Origin of the sequence: Paraburkholderia sp. USG1 (genome assembly GCF_031570135.1) — a bacterium.
GTDB classification, from domain to species: Bacteria; Pseudomonadota; Gammaproteobacteria; order Burkholderiales; family Burkholderiaceae; genus Paraburkholderia; species Paraburkholderia dioscoreae.
The window spans coordinates 321,767-340,253 of the sequence record NZ_JAMWXW010000001.1; the positions used below are offsets into that span (position 1 = coordinate 321,767).

Consider the following 18,487-nt stretch of genomic DNA (forward strand, 5'->3'; position numbering starts at 1 on the left):
CCGTGGCACACGGGGAAGGATGCCTTAGACGGTCATCGGGTTGGGTTTGGCGGGATCAAGGTTGTATTTCCTGAGCGCCTCGGCGACGACCTTGCGTTCGATCGTGCCTTCATCTGCCAGTGCATTCAACGCGGCAACCGTGACCCAGTAGCGGTCGACTTCGAAGAAGTGGCGCAGCTTTTCGCGCGTGTCCGAACGGCCGTAGCCGTCCGTGCCCAGCACGACGAATTTCTGCGGCACGAACGCGCGGATCTGTTCGGTCAGCGCGCGCACGTAATCGGTCGAGGCGATGACCGGACCTTGTGCGTCCTTAAGCAGCTTCTCGACGTGCGAGAGCTTCTTTTCTTCCGTCGGGTGCAGCAGGTTCCAGCGCTGCACTTCATGGCCTTCGCGAGCCAGTTCGGTGAAGCTCGGCACGCTCCACAGATCGGCGGCAACGCCCCAGTCGTTCTTCAGCAGGTCGGCGGCGGCGATCACTTCGTTGAAGATCGTGCCCGCGCCCATCAACTGCACGCGCGGCGTCTTCTTGTCGGCCTCGGCCTTGCGGAACGCGTACATGCCCTTGATGATGTCGGCGGCCACCGAGTCACCCTGCGGAATCGCCGGGTGCTCGTAGTTCTCGTTCATCACCGTGACGTAGTAGTACACGTCTTCCTGTTCCGCGACCATGCGGCGCAGACCGTCCTGCATGATGACCGCGAGTTCGTAGCCGAACGTCGGGTCGTAGCTGATGCAGTTCGGCACCGAAGCCGCCCACAGCAGCGAGTGGCCGTCTTCGTGCTGCAGACCTTCGCCGTTCAGCGTGGTGCGGCCCGCCGTACCGCCCAGCAGGAAGCCGCGCGAACGCATGTCGCCCGCCGCCCATGCCAGGTCGCCGATGCGCTGGAAGCCGAACATCGAGTAGAAGATGTAGAACGGGATCATGATCTCGCCGTGCGTCGAGTACGACGTCGCGGCCGCGATCCAGTCCGACATGCCGCCGGCTTCATTGATGCCTTCCTGCAGGATCTGCCCGGTTTCCGACTCACGGTAGAACATGAGCTGGTCGGAATCTTCCGGCACGTACTTCTGGCCGTCCTGATTCCAGATACCGATCTGGCGGAACAGGCCTTCCATACCGAAGGTGCGCGACTCGTCCGGCACGATCGGCACGATACGCTTACCAAGCGCCTTGTCTTTCAACAGGATGTTCAGGATCCGCACGAACGCCATCGTAGTGGAGATCTCGCGGCCTTCGCCCGTGCCCTTGAGCAGCGGCTCGAATACCGACAGTTCCGGCACCGGCAGCGACTCGGCCTTCTGACGACGCGCCGGCAGATAGCCGCCGAGATCCTGGCGGCGAGCGCGCATGTACTCGAGTTCTTTCGAACCTTCTTCGAACTTGAGATACGGCACGTTGACGAGGTCTTCGTCGGAGATCGGCAGGCGGAACTGGTCGCGGAATTTCTTCAGCTGGTCCACGTGCAGCTTTTTCTGCTGGTGCGTGATGTTCATGGCCTGGCCGGCTTCGCCCATGCCATAGCCCTTGATCGTCTTCGCGAGAATGACGGTCGGCTGGCCCTGCGAATTCGACGCTTCCTGGAACGCTGCGTAGATCTTGTGCGGATCGTGGCCGCCGCGGTTCAGGTTCCAGATTTCCTCGTCGGACCATTCGGCGACCAGCGCCTTCAGTTCCGGCGTGTTGAAGAAGTGTTCGCGTACATACGCGCCCGACTCCGACTTGTACGTCTGGTACTCACCGTCGACCACTTCCATCATGCGGCGCATCAGTGCGCCCGATTTGTCGCGTTGGAACAGCGCATCCCAGCGGCTGCCCCAGATGACCTTGATGACATTCCAGCCCGCGCCGCGGAATTCGCTTTCCAGTTCCTGGATGATCTTGCCGTTACCGCGCACCGGGCCGTCGAGGCGCTGCAGGTTGCAGTTGATCACGAACACGAGGTTGTCGAGGCGTTCGCGGCCGGCCATGCCGATCGCGCCGAGCGATTCCGGCTCGTCCGTTTCGCCGTCGCCGAGGAAGGCCCACACTTTGCGGCCTTCGGTTTTCGTAATGCCGCGCGCCTGCAGGTACTTCATGAAGCGCGCCTGATAGATCGCCATGATCGGGCCGAGGCCCATCGAGACGGTCGGGAATTGCCAGAAGTCCGGCATCAGCCACGGGTGCGGGTACGACGAAATGCCCTCGCCGCCCACTTCCTGGCGGAAGTTGTCGAGCTGGTTCTCGGTCAGGCGGCCGAGCAGGAACGCGCGCGAGTACACACCCGGCGACGAATGCCCCTGCACGAACACGAGATCGCCGCCGTGTTGCGCGGACGGTGCATGCCAGAAGTGGTTGTAGCCGACGTCGTACAGCGTGGCAGCCGAGGCGAACGAGGCAATGTGGCCGCCGACGTTGGTGTCCTTGCCGGCGCGCAGCACCATGGCAATGGCGTTCCAGCGGGTATACGAGCGGATACGGTGTTCGAGATCCTGGTCGCCGGGAATTTTCGCCTGGCGCGAAACGGGAATCGTATTGATATACGGCGTGTTGGCCGAGAACGGCAGATGTTCGCCATGCACGCGGGCGAACTCGATCTGTTTCTCGATGAGATAGTGAGCGCGGTCGGGGCCCACAGCAGAAATCACGCCATCCAGCGCTTCAAGCCATTCGCCGGTTTCCTGGGGATCGTCGTCTTTTTCGGCGGCGACATATTTCATGACTTCGTCGGGTACAGCGGACATGCTCGTCTCCTGGATATAGAGGAACGCTCTTTGAACAGACGACGCGGACGAAGCACGGCCGCGGCAGCTTCGGCCGATTGTAATGACCGTCCCGACGTCCGCGCAACAAAATTTTCGAATTACGAGATTCATTCTCATAATGCGGAAAATTGTTGCGGCGCAACCTGATTTGACTGCCAATCGACGGATACGTCGGCTAGTTTGCGCCGAATAATGGCACTTTCAGCGCTTTTTTGCGCCATTTGCCAGCTTCCTGCTGCGCTACAATGCCACGCATGTTGACCGAACGGCTTTTCGCACGCTCGGCGCGCACCGCCGGTTCGCCGGCGGATTCGACGCCGTCCTCCCGCTGGCACCACGGACCGTGGTGGTCGAATTCCTATTTGCTCACGCCGCTCCTGTCGATCCTCGTTTTTCTGGTCGTCATGAGTCTGATTCTGTGGAGTCTGAACCGGCGCGAACAGCAGCAGCAGGAAGACACGCTGTATCGCAACGTCGCGTGGGCGCAGCAGCAGATCCGTCTTTCCATGACCGGCGCACAGGAACAGATCCAGGCGCTCGCGCGCGATCTGGTGGCCGGCCACGCCGATCCGCATTCGTTCCAGGTGTCCACCACCGACATCATGCAGGGGCATCCCGAGATCCTCTACATGAACTGGTACACGAGCCAGCAGCAGCCGCGCTGGCCCAATACCGCGCTGCCGGTGTTCGGCCAGCGGCTCGCGAGGCCGAACGACACGCAGATGGACGAAGCCGTCAAGGCCGCCTTTACCGAGGCGCGCAATACGCGCCGCCAGGTCTATTCGCCGCTCATTTATGACGACGTCGGCAACGGCTACATCACGCTGCAAACGCCGGTGTACCGCGACCGCGACTTCCTCGGCACGATCGCCGCGGTGTTCTCGGTGGAAGGCATTCTCAAGCACGACATTCCGCCGGAGCTTTCGGCGAAATACAAAATCTCGATCATCGATGTGAACAACCGCGAGTTGACCACCACGTCGACCCGCCCGCGCCTGCCGCGCGACATGTTCTACGATCTGCCGCTAGACCCGCCGGGCCAGGGCGTCTCCGTGCGCGTCTACGCGTTTCCGCAGATGACCAACTTCACCAACAACACCCTGGTGTGGCTGGTGGCGGGCCTGTCCTGTTTCGTGCTGTGGAGCCTGTGGAGCTTGTGGAAACACACGCGCCAACGCTTCGAGGCGCAGCAGGCGCTGTACGCCGAAGCGTTCTTCCGCCGCGCGATGGAAAATTCGGTGCTGATCGGCATGCGCGTACTCGACATGCACGGGCGCATCACCCACGTCAATCCGGCGTTTTGCCGCATGACCGGCTGGGATGAAAGCGATCTGGTCGGCAAGAATGCGCCGTTCGCTTACTGGCCGCGCGACGCTTACCCCGAAATGCAGCGCCAGCTCGACATGACGCTGCGCGGCAAGGCGCCCTCTTCCGGCTTCGAATTGCGGGTGCGCCGCAAGGACGGATCGCTGTTCCACGCGCGTCTTTACGTGTCGCCGCTGATCGACAGTTCGGGCCGCCAGACCGGCTGGATGTCGTCGATGACCGACATCACCGAACCGAAACGCGCGCGCGAAGAACTCGCCGCCGCGCACGAGCGCTTCACCACCGTGCTCGAAAGCCTCGACGCCGCCGTGTCCGTGCTGGCCGCCGACGAGGCCGAGCTGCTGTTCGCCAACCGCTATTACCGTCATCTGTTCGGGATTCGCCCGGACGGTCATCTGGAATTGGCGGGCGGCGGGTTCGATAGCGCACAGGCGTCGTCCGATTCGATCGATATGGTGGATACCTACGCCGGGTTGCCCGCCGCGGCGTTGACCGAAAGCACCGCCGATGCGCAGGAAGTTTACGTGCAAAGCATCCAGAAGTGGTTCGAAGTGCGCCGCCAGTACATCCAGTGGGTGGACGGCCACCTCGCGCAGATGCAGATCGCAACCGACATTACGACTCGCAAGCAGGCGCAGGAATTGTCGCGTCAGCAGGACGAAAAACTGCAGTTCACGAGCCGCCTCATGACGATGGGCGAAATGGCGTCGTCGCTCGCCCACGAGTTGAACCAGCCGCTCGCCGCGATCAATAACTATTGCTCCGGAACCGTCGCACTGGTTAAATCCGGTCGGACGACGCCTGACAATCTGCTGCCCGTGCTCGAAAAGACGGCCCAGCAAGCGGTGCGCGCAGGCATGATCATCAAGCGCATTCGCGAGTTCGTGAAGCGCAGCGAGCCGAAGCGTCAGGCCACGCGCGTCGCGGATATCGTCGCGGACGCCGTGGGTCTCGCGGAAATCGAGGCGAGGAAGCGCCGCATTCGTATCGTCACGGATCTGCGCGCGCGCCTGCCGGTGATCTACGTCGATCCGGTGCTGATCGAGCAGGTGCTGGTCAACCTGCTGAAGAACGGCGCCGAAGCAATGGCCGAAGCCCGTCCGAACGCGGTCGACCCGGTGATCCGCGTGGTCGTGCGGCTGGAGGGCGGATTTGTCTGCATCAGCGTCGTCGACCAGGGGCCGGGCGTCGACGAAGCAACAGCCGAGCGGCTGTTCGAACCGTTTTACAGCACCAAGTCCGATGGCATGGGCATGGGGCTGAATATTTGCCGTTCGATTATCGAATCGCACCGCGGCCGTCTGTGGGTGGTCAACAACGTCGAATCTGACGGCCACATCACAGGCGCCACGTTCCATTGCAGTCTGCCTATTGGAGAGCCTGACGGCCCGAGCAACGGCGGGTCACAGGCGCCGACACCACAAACCGTTACGGGAGAGCTATGAACAGCCCAGTCACCACACAGGAAACTGTCTTTGTCGTCGACGACGACGAGGCCGTGCGAGATTCGCTGCGCTGGCTGCTGGAGGCGAACGGCTACCGCGTGCAGTGCTTCTCCAGCGCCGAGCAGTTCATCGACGCATGGCAGCCGCACACGCATCCGGGCCAGATCGCCTGCCTGATCCTCGACGTGCGGATGTCCGGCATGAGCGGGCTCGAATTGCAGGAACGCCTGATCGCCGACAACGCGTCGCTGCCGATCATCTTCGTGACGGGTCACGGAGACGTCCCGATGGCCGTGTCCACGATGAAAAAAGGCGCGATGGACTTCATCGAGAAGCCGTTCGACGAAGCCGAGTTGCGCAAGCTTGTCGAGCGCATGCTCGACAAGGCGCGCAGCGAAAGCAGCAGCGTGCAGCAGCAGCGCGCCGCGGCAGAACGACTCGGCAAGCTGACCGCGCGTGAGCACCAGGTGCTCGAGCGCATCATCGCCGGCCGCCTGAACAAGCAGATCGCCGACGACCTCGGCATCAGCATCAAGACGGTCGAAGCGCACCGCGCGAACATCATGGAAAAGCTCAACGTCAACACGGTCGCCGATCTGCTGCGACTCGCGCTGTCGAACAAGCCGCAACCGGCGCAATAAGCCACACCCCGAGCCGCACCGCGGCGGCACGCCCCGAAGAAAATCCCCTGGGGTAGCCGCCGCCGGAAAAGTGGCCACGCATCAACGGCCGGACCCTCCACGAGTCCGGCCACCTCGCCGCCTCCCTCCTGTCATACCCCCTCGCTTTTTGCCTCGCCACCTTGCATGCCATCAACGCGACCTGCGTTAATTCGACGCATCCAGCAGGAAAATAATACGCATTACTCAGCAAATGCTTACACTATTGCGCAACAATTTCTTTCCTCAGACAAGATTGACGGACTGATGCGCACCCTTTAATTTACACAGAACTCCTTAGCGCATATCGCCGACGGCGATCAACGCGGGAACGACGTGCTGCAAAAATCAGCACGCGGTATCGCCTGGTGGTACGAAACAATCGGATCGGCTCGAGCGTTTCTTTTTCGCAGCATCGTGTCCGCCGAGCCGTTTGGCTGCCAACCGGACACCTGCTCGCCTCGCCACCTCCCTGCCACTTCCTTGCCACATTCCATCGCGGCGGAGCGACGCAGCGCGTGCTGCGCACGCACGTCGCGTCTTATAAACATTACCGGGAGGAAATCATCGTGAAACGATCCGGAGCACACCGCTCGTGTGTGTTGTTTGTCTGCGCCGTTCTTGCAGGGGCGCCGCTCGTTACCGGGCTGGCCACGCCGGGCGTCGTCCATGCGCAAGGCGTCTCGAAAATGTCGAACCAGCAACTCGATTCGCTGGCCGCTCCCATTGCACTTTATCCGGACGCCCTGCTCGCGCAGGTGCTGATGGCCGCGACTTTTCCGCAAGACGTGCGGGCTGCGGCCGCGTGGTCCAGATCAAACGCGAAGCTGCAAGGCGACGACGCGGTCAGAGCGGTCGCGGCCGAGCCGTGGGATCCGAGCGTGCAGTCGCTCGTCGCCTTCCCACAGGTGCTCGCCACGATGGCTTCGAAATCGGATTGGGTCACGCAACTCGGCTCAGCGTTCCTCGCCCAGCCCGGTGACGTGATGGACTCCGTGCAGCGTCTGCGCCGGCAGGCGCAAGCGGCCGGCAATCTGAAAACAAGTGCGCAGCAAACGGTCGTGGTCGAGCAGAGCACGATTCAGATCGTGCCGGCCAATCCGCAAGTGGTGTACGTGCCAACCTACAACCCCACGGTAGTCTATGGCGTGTGGCCTTATCCCGCGTATCCGCCTGTGTATGTTCCGCCGCCGCCCGGTTACACCATCGCCACCAGTTTCATGGCCGGTCTCGCGTTCGGCACCGGCGTCGCCGTGGCGAACGCGCTGTGGGGCGGCTTCAACTGGAACTCGCATGACGTCAATATCAACGTGAACCGGTACAACACGATCAACGTGAACAACCGCCTCAACGTGAATGGCAGCACGACGAACTGGAACCGCAACACCAACGTCAATCGAAATATCAACAATGCGAATTTCGATCGCAACCTGAACAACAACGTCGGCGGCATACAACACGATGCGTATCGCGGCCGCGACAACGCCCGCGCTCAGGCGCAGCAGACCCTGCAGAACCGCACGGGCCAGAATCTGGGCGGCAGCGCGAGCCAGCGCGTGCAAGGGATCCACCAGGGCGGCACGGCAAACCCCGGTTTGCAGAACCGCGCGCAGAACGTCAATCGCGACAATGCGCTGCGCGGCGCCGGCGACGGCAACACCGCTCGTGAGGATACGCAGCGCGGTCAGGCAAGCCGCGACGCGCTCGCGAACCGCGCTACCCAGCAACACACGGGAAGAGATAACGGCGCGAATGCCGGCGTACAGCAACGCACACACGGCGGTCCTGGTGCAGACGGCGGCGGCCAACAGCGAGCGCTGGGTGGTGCCGGCGCAAACGGCGGCGGCCAGCATGGCGGCGGTGCCGGGAATTGGGGCGGTGGCGCACTGGGTGGTGGCGGCGCAGGTGAGCGCCACTTCGGCCGCAATCGTTGAACAATAAAAAGGAGTCTCTGATGATGCGTTTACTTTCACTGGGCACGCTACGCGCCCACGCCCTGACAGTTGCCGTGGCCCTCGGCACCACCGCCGCGCTGCTCATCGCGCCGGTGCTGCTCATCAGCACGATCCCGGCCCATGCCCAGGCTGTCTATCCCAGCGCGAACGACGCCGCCAATGCATTCGTGGAAGCGCTCGCCCGCAACGACGAGGACGCACTCAAACATGTGCTCGGCAGCGATTTTCAACGCTTCATTCCGACTGAAGGTATCGGCGAGGACGACATTTATCAATTCCTCGGCGAATGGTCGAAGAACCATCAGATCGTCGAGGATCCGACGGCGGACAGGGGGCGCGTCACCGCGCATCTGACGGTCGGCTACAGTGGCTGGAACTTGCCGATTCCGCTCGTGCAAGCAGGCAACGGCTGGCGTTTCGATCTGCCGGCGGCACGCGACGAGATGCTGACGCGCCGCATCGGCCGCAACGAGCGTGCCGCTATTCTGACCTCGCTCGCCTATCTGGATGCGCAATACGACTATCGCAACCTGACGCAGCACTACGCGCAGCGCTTCGTCAGTACGCCGGGACAGCATGACGGCCTGTATTGGGCCACGGCGCCCGGCGAAGCGGAAAGTCCGTTTGGCCCGCTCGCCGCCACCATGCCCACCGGCATGCAGCCTCAGGAGGCCTACCACGGCTATCACTACCGCATTCTCGCGGCGCAGGGGCCGCACGCGAAGGGCGGCGCGCAGAACTACCTCGAAAACGGCGTGCTGACCAAAGGGTTCGGGCTGATCGCCTCGCCGGCCGAATATGGCAAAACCGGCGTGATGAGTTTCATCGTCAATCAGGAGGGGCAGGTGTACCAGAAGAACCTCGGGCCGCAGACCACGCAGGCGGCCGCGGAGATCAGGTCGTTCGATCCGGACTCGGGTTGGCAGGCGGTCCAGCCCTAGCACGATGGGTCGATAGCCGCGGCGGTAGATCAGTTGCCCCGGTCAATCGAGCCGGGAGTCCGCACGCGGCCCACCGGGCAGGGCCGGTATAATGTCGCACTTTGCAGCGCTGCTTAACCCCGATTCGCGCCGCGCGCTTTTCACGTGCCGCCCCATTCCCGCTGAAAAGCGCCATCGCGCGTGGCCCGCACGAGCGCCTGCGCGCTGCCCCGCTTTCCAAACTGCCCATCTCGACCCGACCATGACTGCCAAACTGATCGACGGCCTTGCCCTTTCCAAGACCCTGCGTGCCGACGTCGCCGCGCGCGCTGCCGCCCTCACCGCCCGCGGCCATCAGCCGGGCCTCGCCGTGGTGCTGGTCGGCGACAATCCGGCCAGCGAAGTGTACGTACGCAACAAGGTCAAGGCGTGCCACGACAATGGCCTCGGCTCGTCGTTCGACCGCTATCCGGCCGACCTGCCGGAAGCCGACCTGCTCGCGCGCATCGACGAACTGAACCGCGATCCGCTCATTCACGGCATTCTGGTGCAACTGCCGCTGCCGCCGCATATCGACAGTCACAAGGTGATTGAGGCGATCGCGCCGGAAAAGGACGTGGACGGCTTTCACGTCGCCAACGCCGGCGCCCTGATGACCGGCCAGCCGCTGTTCCGTCCGTGCACGCCGTACGGCGTCATGAAAATGCTCGCCGCTTACGACATTCCGCTGCAAGGCGCGAACGCGGTGGTGATCGGCCGCTCGAACATCGTCGGCAAGCCGATGGCGCTGCTGCTGCTCGAAGCCGGCGCGACCGTGACGATCTGCCACAGCAAGACGCGCGATCTGGCGGCCCACACACGCAACGCCGACGTGGTGGTGGCCGCCACCGGCTTGCGCAACATCCTCACGGCGGACATGGTGAAGCCGGGCGCGGCCGTGATCGACGTCGGCATGAATCGCGACGAAGCCGGCAAGCTGTGCGGCGACGTCGACTTCGCGGGTGTCAGGGAAGTGGCCGGCTACATCACGCCGGTGCCGGGCGGCGTCGGCCCGATGACCATCACCATGCTGCTCGTCAATACGATCGAAGCCGCCGAGCGTGAAGCGGCGGCAAACGCGTAAAGCGGAGAACGTCGGGCGCAGAACGTCGGGCGAAAGGCCGGTAGAGCGGAGAGCCGCTCCGCCGGCATCGAGACCTTTCGGCCCTGGCGTCGCGCCAAGGCATCGACCATGATAGACGCCACATCGCGCCACCTTCGCGCCATACACGCGCCGCATCTCAGCGCACGGCCTGATCGCTTGCCGGCATGCCGGCGGCTAGCGGCGTCGACCGGCGCGCGAGACGCCTGCGGCACCACTTCAGCACGGGCCGCTCCACGAAGTGCCACGACAGCGCCGCGCACAGCAGGATAAACGGCGCGGCGATCAAGACCGCCGCCACGTGGTTCAACTGCGGCGCGATATTCGCCACGCATTGCTGCACCATGAAGCCGTACAGATAGATGCCGTACGAGTAATCGTGATGCGGCACGAAGCGCCGCAACAGCGGCGTCGTGCCGAGCCACAGCACGCCGTACACGAAGGCCAGATAGAACAGCGGCTGCGCGCCGGCCGTATCGCGGAACACCAGAAACACCATGGTGAGCGCCAGCGCAGTCAGGCCGTTGATATCGATCCGCTCACGCCAGCCGTACAGCAGCATGCCCAGCATGAAAAACGGCTCCGGCCAGAACGAATAACCGCCGGGCGTTTCGCTGAAATCGCGCAAACCGACCTGCCAGTGCGACAGATTCACGCGCAGCACGAAAGCGGCGCACCCGAGCGCGGCTGCAAGCGCCACGCCGCGCGAACTGGACAGCAATCCCACCATGCCGGTCGCGAGCACGATCAGATAGCAACGCACTTCGAGCGGCAGCGTCCAGAGCGGTGCGCAGATGTCGACGGGAAAGCGGTTGTGCTCGAACACGCCGGGCAGCGCCCAGCCGGTTTTCAGCACGATGGTCGAGAAGTTGTCGAGATTGCCCCACGTCATGCCGGAGGCGAAATACTCGCGCAGCGGCAGCGTCGTGAAAAGCGGGCCGATGATGAACACCGTCACCAGCGAACCGGCCGCCACCGCCGGCCACAGGCGCGCAATGCGCAACACGGCAAAGCGCGGCACCGAGCGTTGCCGGTCGAAGCTGGCGGTCACCAGCATGCCGCTCAACAGAAAAAAGGCGTAGACGCCCAATGCGCCGAAACCGTCGAAACCGAGCGCGTTCTGAACCCAATCCGTGCTGCCGTCGGGCGCCTGGAGCAGATACGAATGGCCGTAGACCACGGCGACGGCGGCCAGCAACCGCACCAGATCGAAGTTGTTGCCCTTGCGCGATAGCGCATCCGAAAGCGGGTTCATCAATACCTCTTTACGAAAAACGCCGCTGACCGATAGCGGCACTCCACATTGCCGCATAGCAGCAATCGGAACCGTTCGCTTTCGCACAAAGCACAACGGCGTTTTTCGCCGCGCGGCGCCGCCGCGCCCGCCTCGCCTCGCCTCGCCTCGCCTCGCCTCGCGCATATTGCGGCGACATCTGATAATTTGTCTGTCGACGGATTGGAATCGGCACGTCCTGCCCCAATAATGTCTCTATCGGCTGCGACAGGGCGTCGCCGCGCGCGCCCGAAGACGTCCTCTTAAGGGACGCCCGTCCATGCACCGATTACCCGTTCACCCGCGTCAGACAGGAAGCCTCATGTCCACTACCGCCTCGAATCACGACAATCCGCTCCTCGATTTCTCCGACCTGCCGCGCTTTGGCCAAATCCGCCCCGAACACGTCACGCCCGCCCTCGATGTGCTGCTCGCCGACGCGTCCGCCGCCGTCGAGCGCGCCGCCCAGCCCATCACGCCTGCTTCATGGGCCGACGTGGTCGAGCCGGTCGAGCGCGCCACCGAACCGCTGTCGCGCGCCTGGAGCGTGGTCGGCCATCTGAACGCGGTGGCCGACACGCCCGAGCTGCGCGCCGTGTATGGCGAGAATCTGCCGCGCGTCACCGAATTCTGGTCGAGCGTCGGACAGAACCTCGCGCTGTACGAGAAGTACAAGGCACTGCACGCCAGCAGCGATTTCGAATCGCTGACCGGCGAGCGCAAGAAGATCCTCGGCAATGCGCTGCGCGACTTCCGCCTGTCCGGCGCGGAATTGCCGGAAGACCAGAAGCCGCATTTCGCCGAATTGCAGGAACGCCAGGCGGCGCTGTCGAAAGCGTTTTCGGATCACGTGCTCGACGCGACCAACGCATATGCGTATATCGTCGCAGCCGGCGACGAAGCGCAACTGGCCGGCCTGCCCGAAGACGTGATCGAAGCCGCCAAGGAAGCGACCGAGCGCGAAGGCAAAACCGGCTACAAATTCACGCTGCATTTCCCGTCGTATTTCCCGGTGATGCAGTACTCGGAGAATCGTCCGATGCGCGAAGCAATGTATCGCGCCTATGTCACGCGCGCCTCGGAACTCGGCCCGCAATACGGCAACGGCAAGCCCGAGTGGGATAACACCTCGGTGCTCGCCGAGCAGTTGAAACTGCGCGCCGAAGAAGCGCACATGCTCGGCTACAACAATTTCGCCGAAGTCTCGCTCGCGCCGAAAATGGCCGAGTCGCCCGCCCAGGTGATGAGCTTCCTCGAAGACCTCGCCACGCGTGCGCGTCCGCATGCCGAGCAGGACTGGAAGGAACTGCGCGAATTCGCCGCGAACGAACTCGGCATGAGCGAACTGCAGCCGTGGGACATGACATTTGCCGCTGAGCGTCTGCGTCAGAAGCGCTATTCGTTCTCCGAGAACGAGGTCAAACAGTACTTCCCGGAAGACACCGTGTTCAAGGGTCTTTTCAAGGTCACTGAAACGCTGTTCGGCGTGCGCATCCGTCGCGACAAAGCGGCCGTGTGGCATCCGGACGTGCGCTTTTTCCGTGTCGAGAATCAGGACGGCGGCCTCGTTGCACAGTTCTACCTCGATCTGTACGCGCGCGAAGGCAAACGCGGCGGCGCCTGGATGGACGACGCGCGCGGCCGTCACAGACACACGCACGGCGGCGTGCAAACGCCGGTCGCGTATCTGACCTGCAACTTCTCCGCGCCGGTCGGCGGCAAGCCCGCCTGCTTTACGCACGACGAAGTCATCACGCTGTTCCACGAGTTTGGCCACGGCCTGCACCACATGCTCACGCGCGTGGACGAGCTGGGCGTGTCGGGCATCAACGGCGTGGAGTGGGACGCGGTCGAACTGCCGTCGCAATTCATGGAGAACTTCTGCTGGGAGTGGGACGTGCTGAGCGACATGACCTCGCACGTCGAAACGGCCAAGCCGTTGCCGCGCGAACTGTTCGACAAAATGCTCGCGGCGAAAAACTTCCAGAGCGGTCTCGGCACGCTGCGCCAGATCGTCTTCTCGATGTTCGACATGCAACTGCATACCGGCTTCGATGCGTCCGGCACGAAGAGCGCCACCGAGCTCGCGAGCGAAATCAACGAGCGCTTCCACGTCGTGCCGCAGGCACCCTTCTCGCGCTGGCCGAATACATTCAGCCATATTTTCGCGGGCGGTTATGCGGCGGGCTACTACAGCTACAAGTGGGCCGAAGTGCTGTCCGCCGACGCCTACGCGGCATTCGAAGAAGCCGCGCAATCGGCCAGCGGCAGCGTGCTCGATCAGGCCACCGGCATGCGTTATCGCAAGGAGATTCTGGAGGTAGGCGGCAGCCGTCCGGCAATGGAATCGTTCAAGGCATTCCGCGGCCGCGAGCCGAATATCGACGCCTTGCTGCGGCACAACGGCATGACGCCGGGCGCTGCGCATTGATCGGTTGAGGTTGATACAAGCGTCGGCGCCTTGCATGGGCCGATGAAAGCCGGTGACCTGCTTGACGCAGGCGCCGGCTTTTTTGTTCGTGAACGTTGAATGCGCAACTAGGCGCGATGCAGCTTGAAATCCACCTCCGAAGGCCGGCCTTCGAGCGACAGCGCCGCACGCGCAGCCGGTGCGCGGCTGACCACCTTGCCGCGGCTCACCACCGCGAGACGCGCGGCGCGCAGGCGGATCGCCTCCACCGGATCGCGCGCGTCGAGCAGCACGAGATTGGCCGCGCAGCCCGGCGCGATACCGTAGCCCTCCAGACCGAGAATACGCGCGGCGTTCACCGTCACCGCGTCGAAACAGGCGCGCATGCCGTCGACGCCCGTCATCTGCGCCACATGCAAGCCCATGTGCGCGACTTCGAGCATGTCGCCCGAACCGAGGCTGTACCACGGGTCCATCACGCAATCGTGGCCGAACGCGACGTTGATGCCCGCCGCCATCATCTCCGGCACGCGCGTCATGCCGCGCCGTTTCGGATAGGTGTCGCTGCGCCCTTGCAGCGTGATGTTGATCAGCGGATTCGCAATCGCCGCGACGCCCGCCTCGCGCATCAGCGGCAGGAGCTTGCTGACGTAGTAGTTGTCCATGGAATGCATCGAGGTCAGATGCGAGCCGGTCACGCGCCCTTGCAAACCGAGCCGATGCGTTTCGGCCGCGAGCGTCTCGATGTGGCGCGACATCGGATCGTCCGATTCATCGCAATGCATGTCGACGCGTAAGCCCTGCTCCGCCGCGTACTCGCACAGGAGGCGCACGGACTGCGCGCCGTCGGCCATGGTGCGCTCGAAATGCGGTATGCCGCCGACCACGTCCACGCCCATCGCGATCGACCGCTTGAGGTTCTCGAAGGCGCCCGCGCTGCGCAATACGCCGTCTTGCGGAAAGGCTACCAGTTGCAGGTCGAGATACGGCGCGACACGGCGTTTCACTTCCACCAATGCCTCGACCGCGAGCAGGCGCGGGTCGCACACATCCACGTGGCTGCGGATGGCCAGCAGGCCGCGCGCGACGGCCCAGTCGCAATACTGCAGCGCGCGCTCGATCAGCGCTTCCTGCGTCAGGTCAGGCTTCAGTTCGCCCCACAATGCGATGCCCTCGAGCAGCGTGCCCGACGCGTTCACGCGCGGCAGACCGTACGAGAGCGTCGCATCCATATGGAAATGCGGATCGACGAACGGCGGCGTGACGAGCGAGCCCGCGGCATCGATTTCTTCGCGCGCACTGGCGGCCAGATTCGGTTCGACGGCGACGATGCGGCCCGCTTCGATGCCGATGTCGACCGGCTCTTTTTGTTGCGGCGCGGCGCCTGGGGACAGCATCGCGCGGCGGATGATCAGATCCATGTATCGCTCCCTTTGAGCCTTCCTGATTGATGACGATTCTATCGGCGTCAGAAAGCGCGTGCCGACGTTTTTATCCGCCGCCGTTGCGTCAACCCGTACCGGCGGGCGACGCGCGATCCGTACCGGCTGCGGGTCGCGCCGCCCGCCTATACTCGCCAGACAGACGGCCGATGCCGCGCCGTCATCCACTCATGGAGCAGGGACATGAAGACAATCGGCGTGATCGGCGGAATGAGCTGGGAATCGTCCACCGAGTATTACAAGCTTCTGAACCGCCACGCGAAGGCGCGCCTGGGCGGCCACCACAACGCCCGCAGCCTGATGCTCAGCGTCGACTTTGCGCCGATCGAAGCGCTCCAGCGCGCGGGCGACTGGAGCGCGCTCGGCCAGCAGATGGCCGACGCCGCGCGCCGACTCGAACAGGGCGGCGCCGATCTGGTGATGCTGGCGACCAATACGATGCATCGCGTGTATGAGTCGATCGAAGCGGCGATCGACGTGCCCTTCCTGCATATCGCCGATCCGACCGGCAGCGCGTTGCGCGCGGCGGGAATCGAACGCGTGGGCCTGCTCGGCACGCGCTATACGATGGAGCAAACTTTTTACACGGGACGCCTGCACGAGCGCTACGGCCTCGAAACGCTGGTTCCCGACCAGGCCGAACGCGCGGACGTGCACCGCATCATCTACGACGAGTTGTGCCACGGCAAGGTGAACGACGCTTCGCGTGCGGTGTATCAGCGAGTGATCGAAGCGCTGGCCGCGCGTGGTGCACAGGCGGTGATTCTCGGCTGCACTGAAATCACGTTGCTGATCAAGCCGGAGGATTCAGTAGTGCCCGTGTTCGATACGACCGCGTTGCATGCGCAAGCGGCGGTGGAGTGGGCGATCGGCTCGGCGTGAAAGCCGATGGGTGCGTGTGCTCCAGCGCGTGTGCGCGGACGAACGCAAACCTCGCAGCAAAGCCATCAGCAAATTGGCGCGCAAAGGGCTTGGCCAATCGTTCCGCCACGGATTGCAAGTCGGTTTTCTCCGCTCGTCCCATGCAGTCACTTTGCGCCAGTTAAACGCGAGCTCCCACAAGGAAATTTCCCACACATTTTTGTGATTCTTCTGATGGCGCAAAGGGTCGGCTTGCGATCCAATAGCTCTTCCGATCTGTCTTTCGACACAATTAATAAGGATGACATATGGATTACGTCTGGACGACATACGCAGAAGGCGCGCCTGCCTACGCTTGCGGACGCACCAATCCGTTTCCCCACCCATGCACCACCTGAAGTGACGTGAAGCGATGGATCCGCGACTTCTTGGGTACTACAACGCCGAATTGCTGTTCATGCACGAACTGGCGCAGGAGTTCGCGAAAGCACATCCCAAGGTCGCGAAGCGCCTTGGCATGCAGGCGGGCGAAGTCGGCGATCCCTTCGTCGAGCGCCTGCTCCAGTCTTCGGCCTTTACGACCGCGCGCATGCAGATGCGCCTGGATCAAGCGTTCGCGGAATTCACACAGCCGCTACTGCAAACCGTCTATCCGAACTATGTCAGCCAGATTCCCTCAATGGCTGTCGCGCGCATGTTTCCGCTCGTACGGGGCAAGCAGTCCGCTAACGGAACCACGGTGCCGCGCGGCACGGCTTTCTTCTCACGCGTACCCGACGGTGAGCTGACGGCCTGTGAGTTCCGCAGCAGCCAGGACGTAACGCTCTATCCACTGGAGATCGCGCAGGCACGGCTGACCGGCATCCCGCCGGATATCCCGGAGCTCGGCCGCTATATCACGCCAGAGGTGCAGATACAGGGCGCGTTGCGGCTTCTTCTGCGAACGATCAATGGCGCACCGATCTCGAGCCTCGCGGGGCTCGAACGGCTGCCGGTCTGTCTCGCGGGCAACGAAGCCGCTGCTTCACACCTGTTCGAACTGATCCACGCAGCCGGCGTAGCCACCGTTATGGGCGTACCCGGCGAACTCGCGACCGGCACGCTGCATGTCGTCACAGCTGACGCGGTCGTTCATGACGCACTGGAACCGGAACAGAGCCTGCTGCCCGCAGTCCCTCGCAAGTTTCACGGGCATAACCTGATGCAGGAGTATTTCGCCTGTCCCGCACGCTTCTGGTTTTTCACGCTCACCGGCCTCGGCAAAGGGCTATCAGCCATCGGCGGCAATGAGGCTGAAGTCATCGTGCTGCTTGACCGGTCTGTGGACGGGCTGGCGCAGACGGTCGACGCGTCGCACTTCGCGCTGTTCTGCACGCCTGTCATCAACCTGTTTCCGAGGCGCACCGAGTGGCTGGAGCTCGACGCTCAGGCAACCGGGCACCGCCTCGTGCCCGTGGCCAAATTTCCCCGCGACTACGACGTGCATTCGGTGTCGCGTGCCTGGGGGCAGGTCTCGGAAGACTCCGAAGCGCTGCGGCTCCAGCCGCTGCATGCACACTACCTGGACGACGAGAACCACGGCGGGCACCGCTTTACGATTCGTCGCGAACTGAGCCGCCCGCTCGACGAAACCCGGCACTACGGCACCCGCCGGGCGTTTACGGAAACACGCGCCTTTCTTTCGCTGGTGGATGAAAACGGACTGCCCAGTACCGAAGGCATCCGCAATATATCGCTCGAGGCGCTACTGACCAATCGTGACCTGCCATGCGTACTGCCGTGCAACGGCGTGAACGACCTGTCCGTGGCGAGTTCGATTCCCCAAAGGAGCATCGGCCTGCTGCGCGCGCCGACAATGCCACGCCCGCCGCTCGCGTGCGGCGATCACGCGTGGCAATTGATCGGGCAACTCAGCTTCACCTACGCGGCGTTCGATAGCAGGCCGGATCATCCGTGCGCGGGCGATGGACTGCGCAAGCTGCTGGCGTTGTACCTGGGCAGCGAATCTCCCGGGTTGCGCCGTCAGGTTGCGGGGTTGGTGGGCGCAACCGCAACGCCCGTCAACCGCCGCCGGGCGCTTGACGGCCATCTCACGTTCGGCCGCGGGATCGAATGCGAGCTGACTTTCGACGAAACAGAGTTCGACGGCATGAGTCCGTACACGCTTGGACTCGTACTCGAACGCTACGTGGCACGTCATGTATCGCCTCGTTCGTTCACGACGACCGTGTTGCGCTCGAAGCAGCGCGGGCGTATCGGACACTGGCCACCGCGCTCCGGCACGCGTGACGCGGCGTGACGACCTCGTCTCAC

At 63.4% G+C, this 18,487-nt stretch carries 11 protein-coding genes; 8 read left to right on the forward strand and 3 right to left on the reverse strand.

Annotated features, from left to right (window positions below):
* Positions 1-24: 24 nt before the first annotated feature.
* A complete protein-coding gene (gene aceE / locus NE850_RS01605) occupies positions 25-2,721 on the reverse strand; it encodes a pyruvate dehydrogenase (acetyl-transferring), homodimeric type (RefSeq protein WP_007181272.1) in 2,697 nt (898 codons plus the stop codon).
* A gap of 275 nt (positions 2,722-2,996) precedes the next feature.
* Between aceE and fixL the strand changes: the two genes are divergently transcribed.
* The 5 genes from fixL (at position 2,997) to folD (ending at position 10,170) form a co-directional block, all read left to right on the forward strand.
* Positions 2,997-5,513 (forward strand): oxygen sensor histidine kinase FixL, encoded by a 2,517-nt coding sequence (gene fixL, locus NE850_RS01610; protein ID WP_035518544.1) that lies wholly within the window; start codon positions 2,997-2,999, stop codon positions 5,511-5,513.
* Complete coding sequence (gene fixJ, locus NE850_RS01615; RefSeq protein ID WP_007181270.1) at positions 5,510-6,154, forward strand: oxygen response regulator transcription factor FixJ; 645 nt, start codon at positions 5,510-5,512, stop codon at positions 6,152-6,154. Before fixL ends, fixJ begins: the two co-directional genes overlap by 4 nt.
* A gap of 587 nt (positions 6,155-6,741) precedes the next feature.
* Positions 6,742-8,106 carry a DUF3300 domain-containing protein gene (locus tag NE850_RS01620; protein WP_310698371.1) on the forward strand — a complete coding sequence of 455 codons (1,365 nt, stop codon included), beginning with the start codon at positions 6,742-6,744 and terminating at the stop codon, positions 8,104-8,106.
* A 20-nt stretch (positions 8,107-8,126) separates the two neighbouring features.
* Positions 8,127-9,068 carry a DUF2950 domain-containing protein gene (locus tag NE850_RS01625; protein WP_310698372.1) on the forward strand — a complete coding sequence of 314 codons (942 nt, stop codon included), beginning with the start codon at positions 8,127-8,129 and terminating at the stop codon, positions 9,066-9,068.
* Positions 9,069-9,309: 241 nt separating this feature from the next.
* Positions 9,310-10,170 carry a bifunctional methylenetetrahydrofolate dehydrogenase/methenyltetrahydrofolate cyclohydrolase FolD gene (folD, locus tag NE850_RS01630; RefSeq protein WP_035518004.1) on the forward strand — a complete coding sequence of 287 codons (861 nt, stop codon included), beginning with the start codon at positions 9,310-9,312 and terminating at the stop codon, positions 10,168-10,170.
* A gap of 157 nt (positions 10,171-10,327) precedes the next feature.
* Here the strand turns inward: folD and NE850_RS01635 are convergent, their stop codons facing one another.
* On the reverse strand, positions 10,328-11,443 hold the full coding sequence (locus tag NE850_RS01635) for an acyltransferase (RefSeq protein WP_007181266.1): 1,116 nt from the start codon (positions 11,441-11,443) through the stop codon (positions 10,328-10,330).
* Positions 11,444-11,783: 340 nt separating this feature from the next.
* Here NE850_RS01635 and NE850_RS01640 point away from each other — a divergent pair, with 340 nt between their 5' ends.
* Entirely contained in the window at positions 11,784-13,892 is a 2,109-nt protein-coding gene (locus NE850_RS01640) for a M3 family metallopeptidase (RefSeq protein WP_165186575.1), read from the forward strand.
* A gap of 107 nt (positions 13,893-13,999) precedes the next feature.
* Here NE850_RS01640 and NE850_RS01645 read toward each other — a convergent pair whose 3' ends face one another.
* Complete coding sequence (locus NE850_RS01645; RefSeq protein ID WP_165186577.1) at positions 14,000-15,292, reverse strand: amidohydrolase family protein; 1,293 nt, start codon at positions 15,290-15,292, stop codon at positions 14,000-14,002.
* Between the two features lie 204 nt (positions 15,293-15,496).
* Here NE850_RS01645 and NE850_RS01650 point away from each other — a divergent pair, with 204 nt between their 5' ends.
* Positions 15,497-16,195, forward strand: a complete 699-nt coding sequence (locus NE850_RS01650) for an aspartate/glutamate racemase family protein (RefSeq protein ID WP_007181263.1) — start codon at positions 15,497-15,499, stop codon at positions 16,193-16,195.
* A 391-nt stretch (positions 16,196-16,586) separates the two neighbouring features.
* The gene (gene tssF, locus NE850_RS01655; RefSeq protein WP_007181262.1) at positions 16,587-18,473 is read left to right on the forward strand and encodes a type VI secretion system baseplate subunit TssF; all 1,887 of its coding nucleotides are present in this window, start codon (positions 16,587-16,589) and stop codon (positions 18,471-18,473) included.
* Positions 18,474-18,487: the final 14 nt, after the last annotated feature.

Bases quoted from the DNA above. Each gene is read 5' to 3' on its own strand.
- aceE (WP_007181272.1), bottom strand. From the start codon at position 2,721: ATGTCCGCTGTACCCGACGAAGTCATGAAATATGTCGCCGCCGAAAAA.
- fixL (WP_035518544.1), top strand. From the start codon at position 2,997: ATGTTGACCGAACGGCTTTTCGCACGCTCGGCGCGCACCGCCGGTTCG.
- fixJ (WP_007181270.1), top strand. From the start codon at position 5,510: ATGAACAGCCCAGTCACCACACAGGAAACTGTCTTTGTCGTCGACGAC.
- NE850_RS01625 (WP_310698372.1), top strand. From the start codon at position 8,127: ATGATGCGTTTACTTTCACTGGGCACGCTACGCGCCCACGCCCTGACA.
- folD (WP_035518004.1), top strand. From the start codon at position 9,310: ATGACTGCCAAACTGATCGACGGCCTTGCCCTTTCCAAGACCCTGCGT.
- NE850_RS01635 (WP_007181266.1), bottom strand. From the start codon at position 11,443: ATGAACCCGCTTTCGGATGCGCTATCGCGCAAGGGCAACAACTTCGAT.
- NE850_RS01640 (WP_165186575.1), top strand. From the start codon at position 11,784: ATGTCCACTACCGCCTCGAATCACGACAATCCGCTCCTCGATTTCTCC.
- NE850_RS01645 (WP_165186577.1), bottom strand. From the start codon at position 15,292: ATGGATCTGATCATCCGCCGCGCGATGCTGTCCCCAGGCGCCGCGCCG.
- NE850_RS01650 (WP_007181263.1), top strand. From the start codon at position 15,497: ATGAAGACAATCGGCGTGATCGGCGGAATGAGCTGGGAATCGTCCACC.
- tssF (WP_007181262.1), top strand. From the start codon at position 16,587: ATGGATCCGCGACTTCTTGGGTACTACAACGCCGAATTGCTGTTCATG.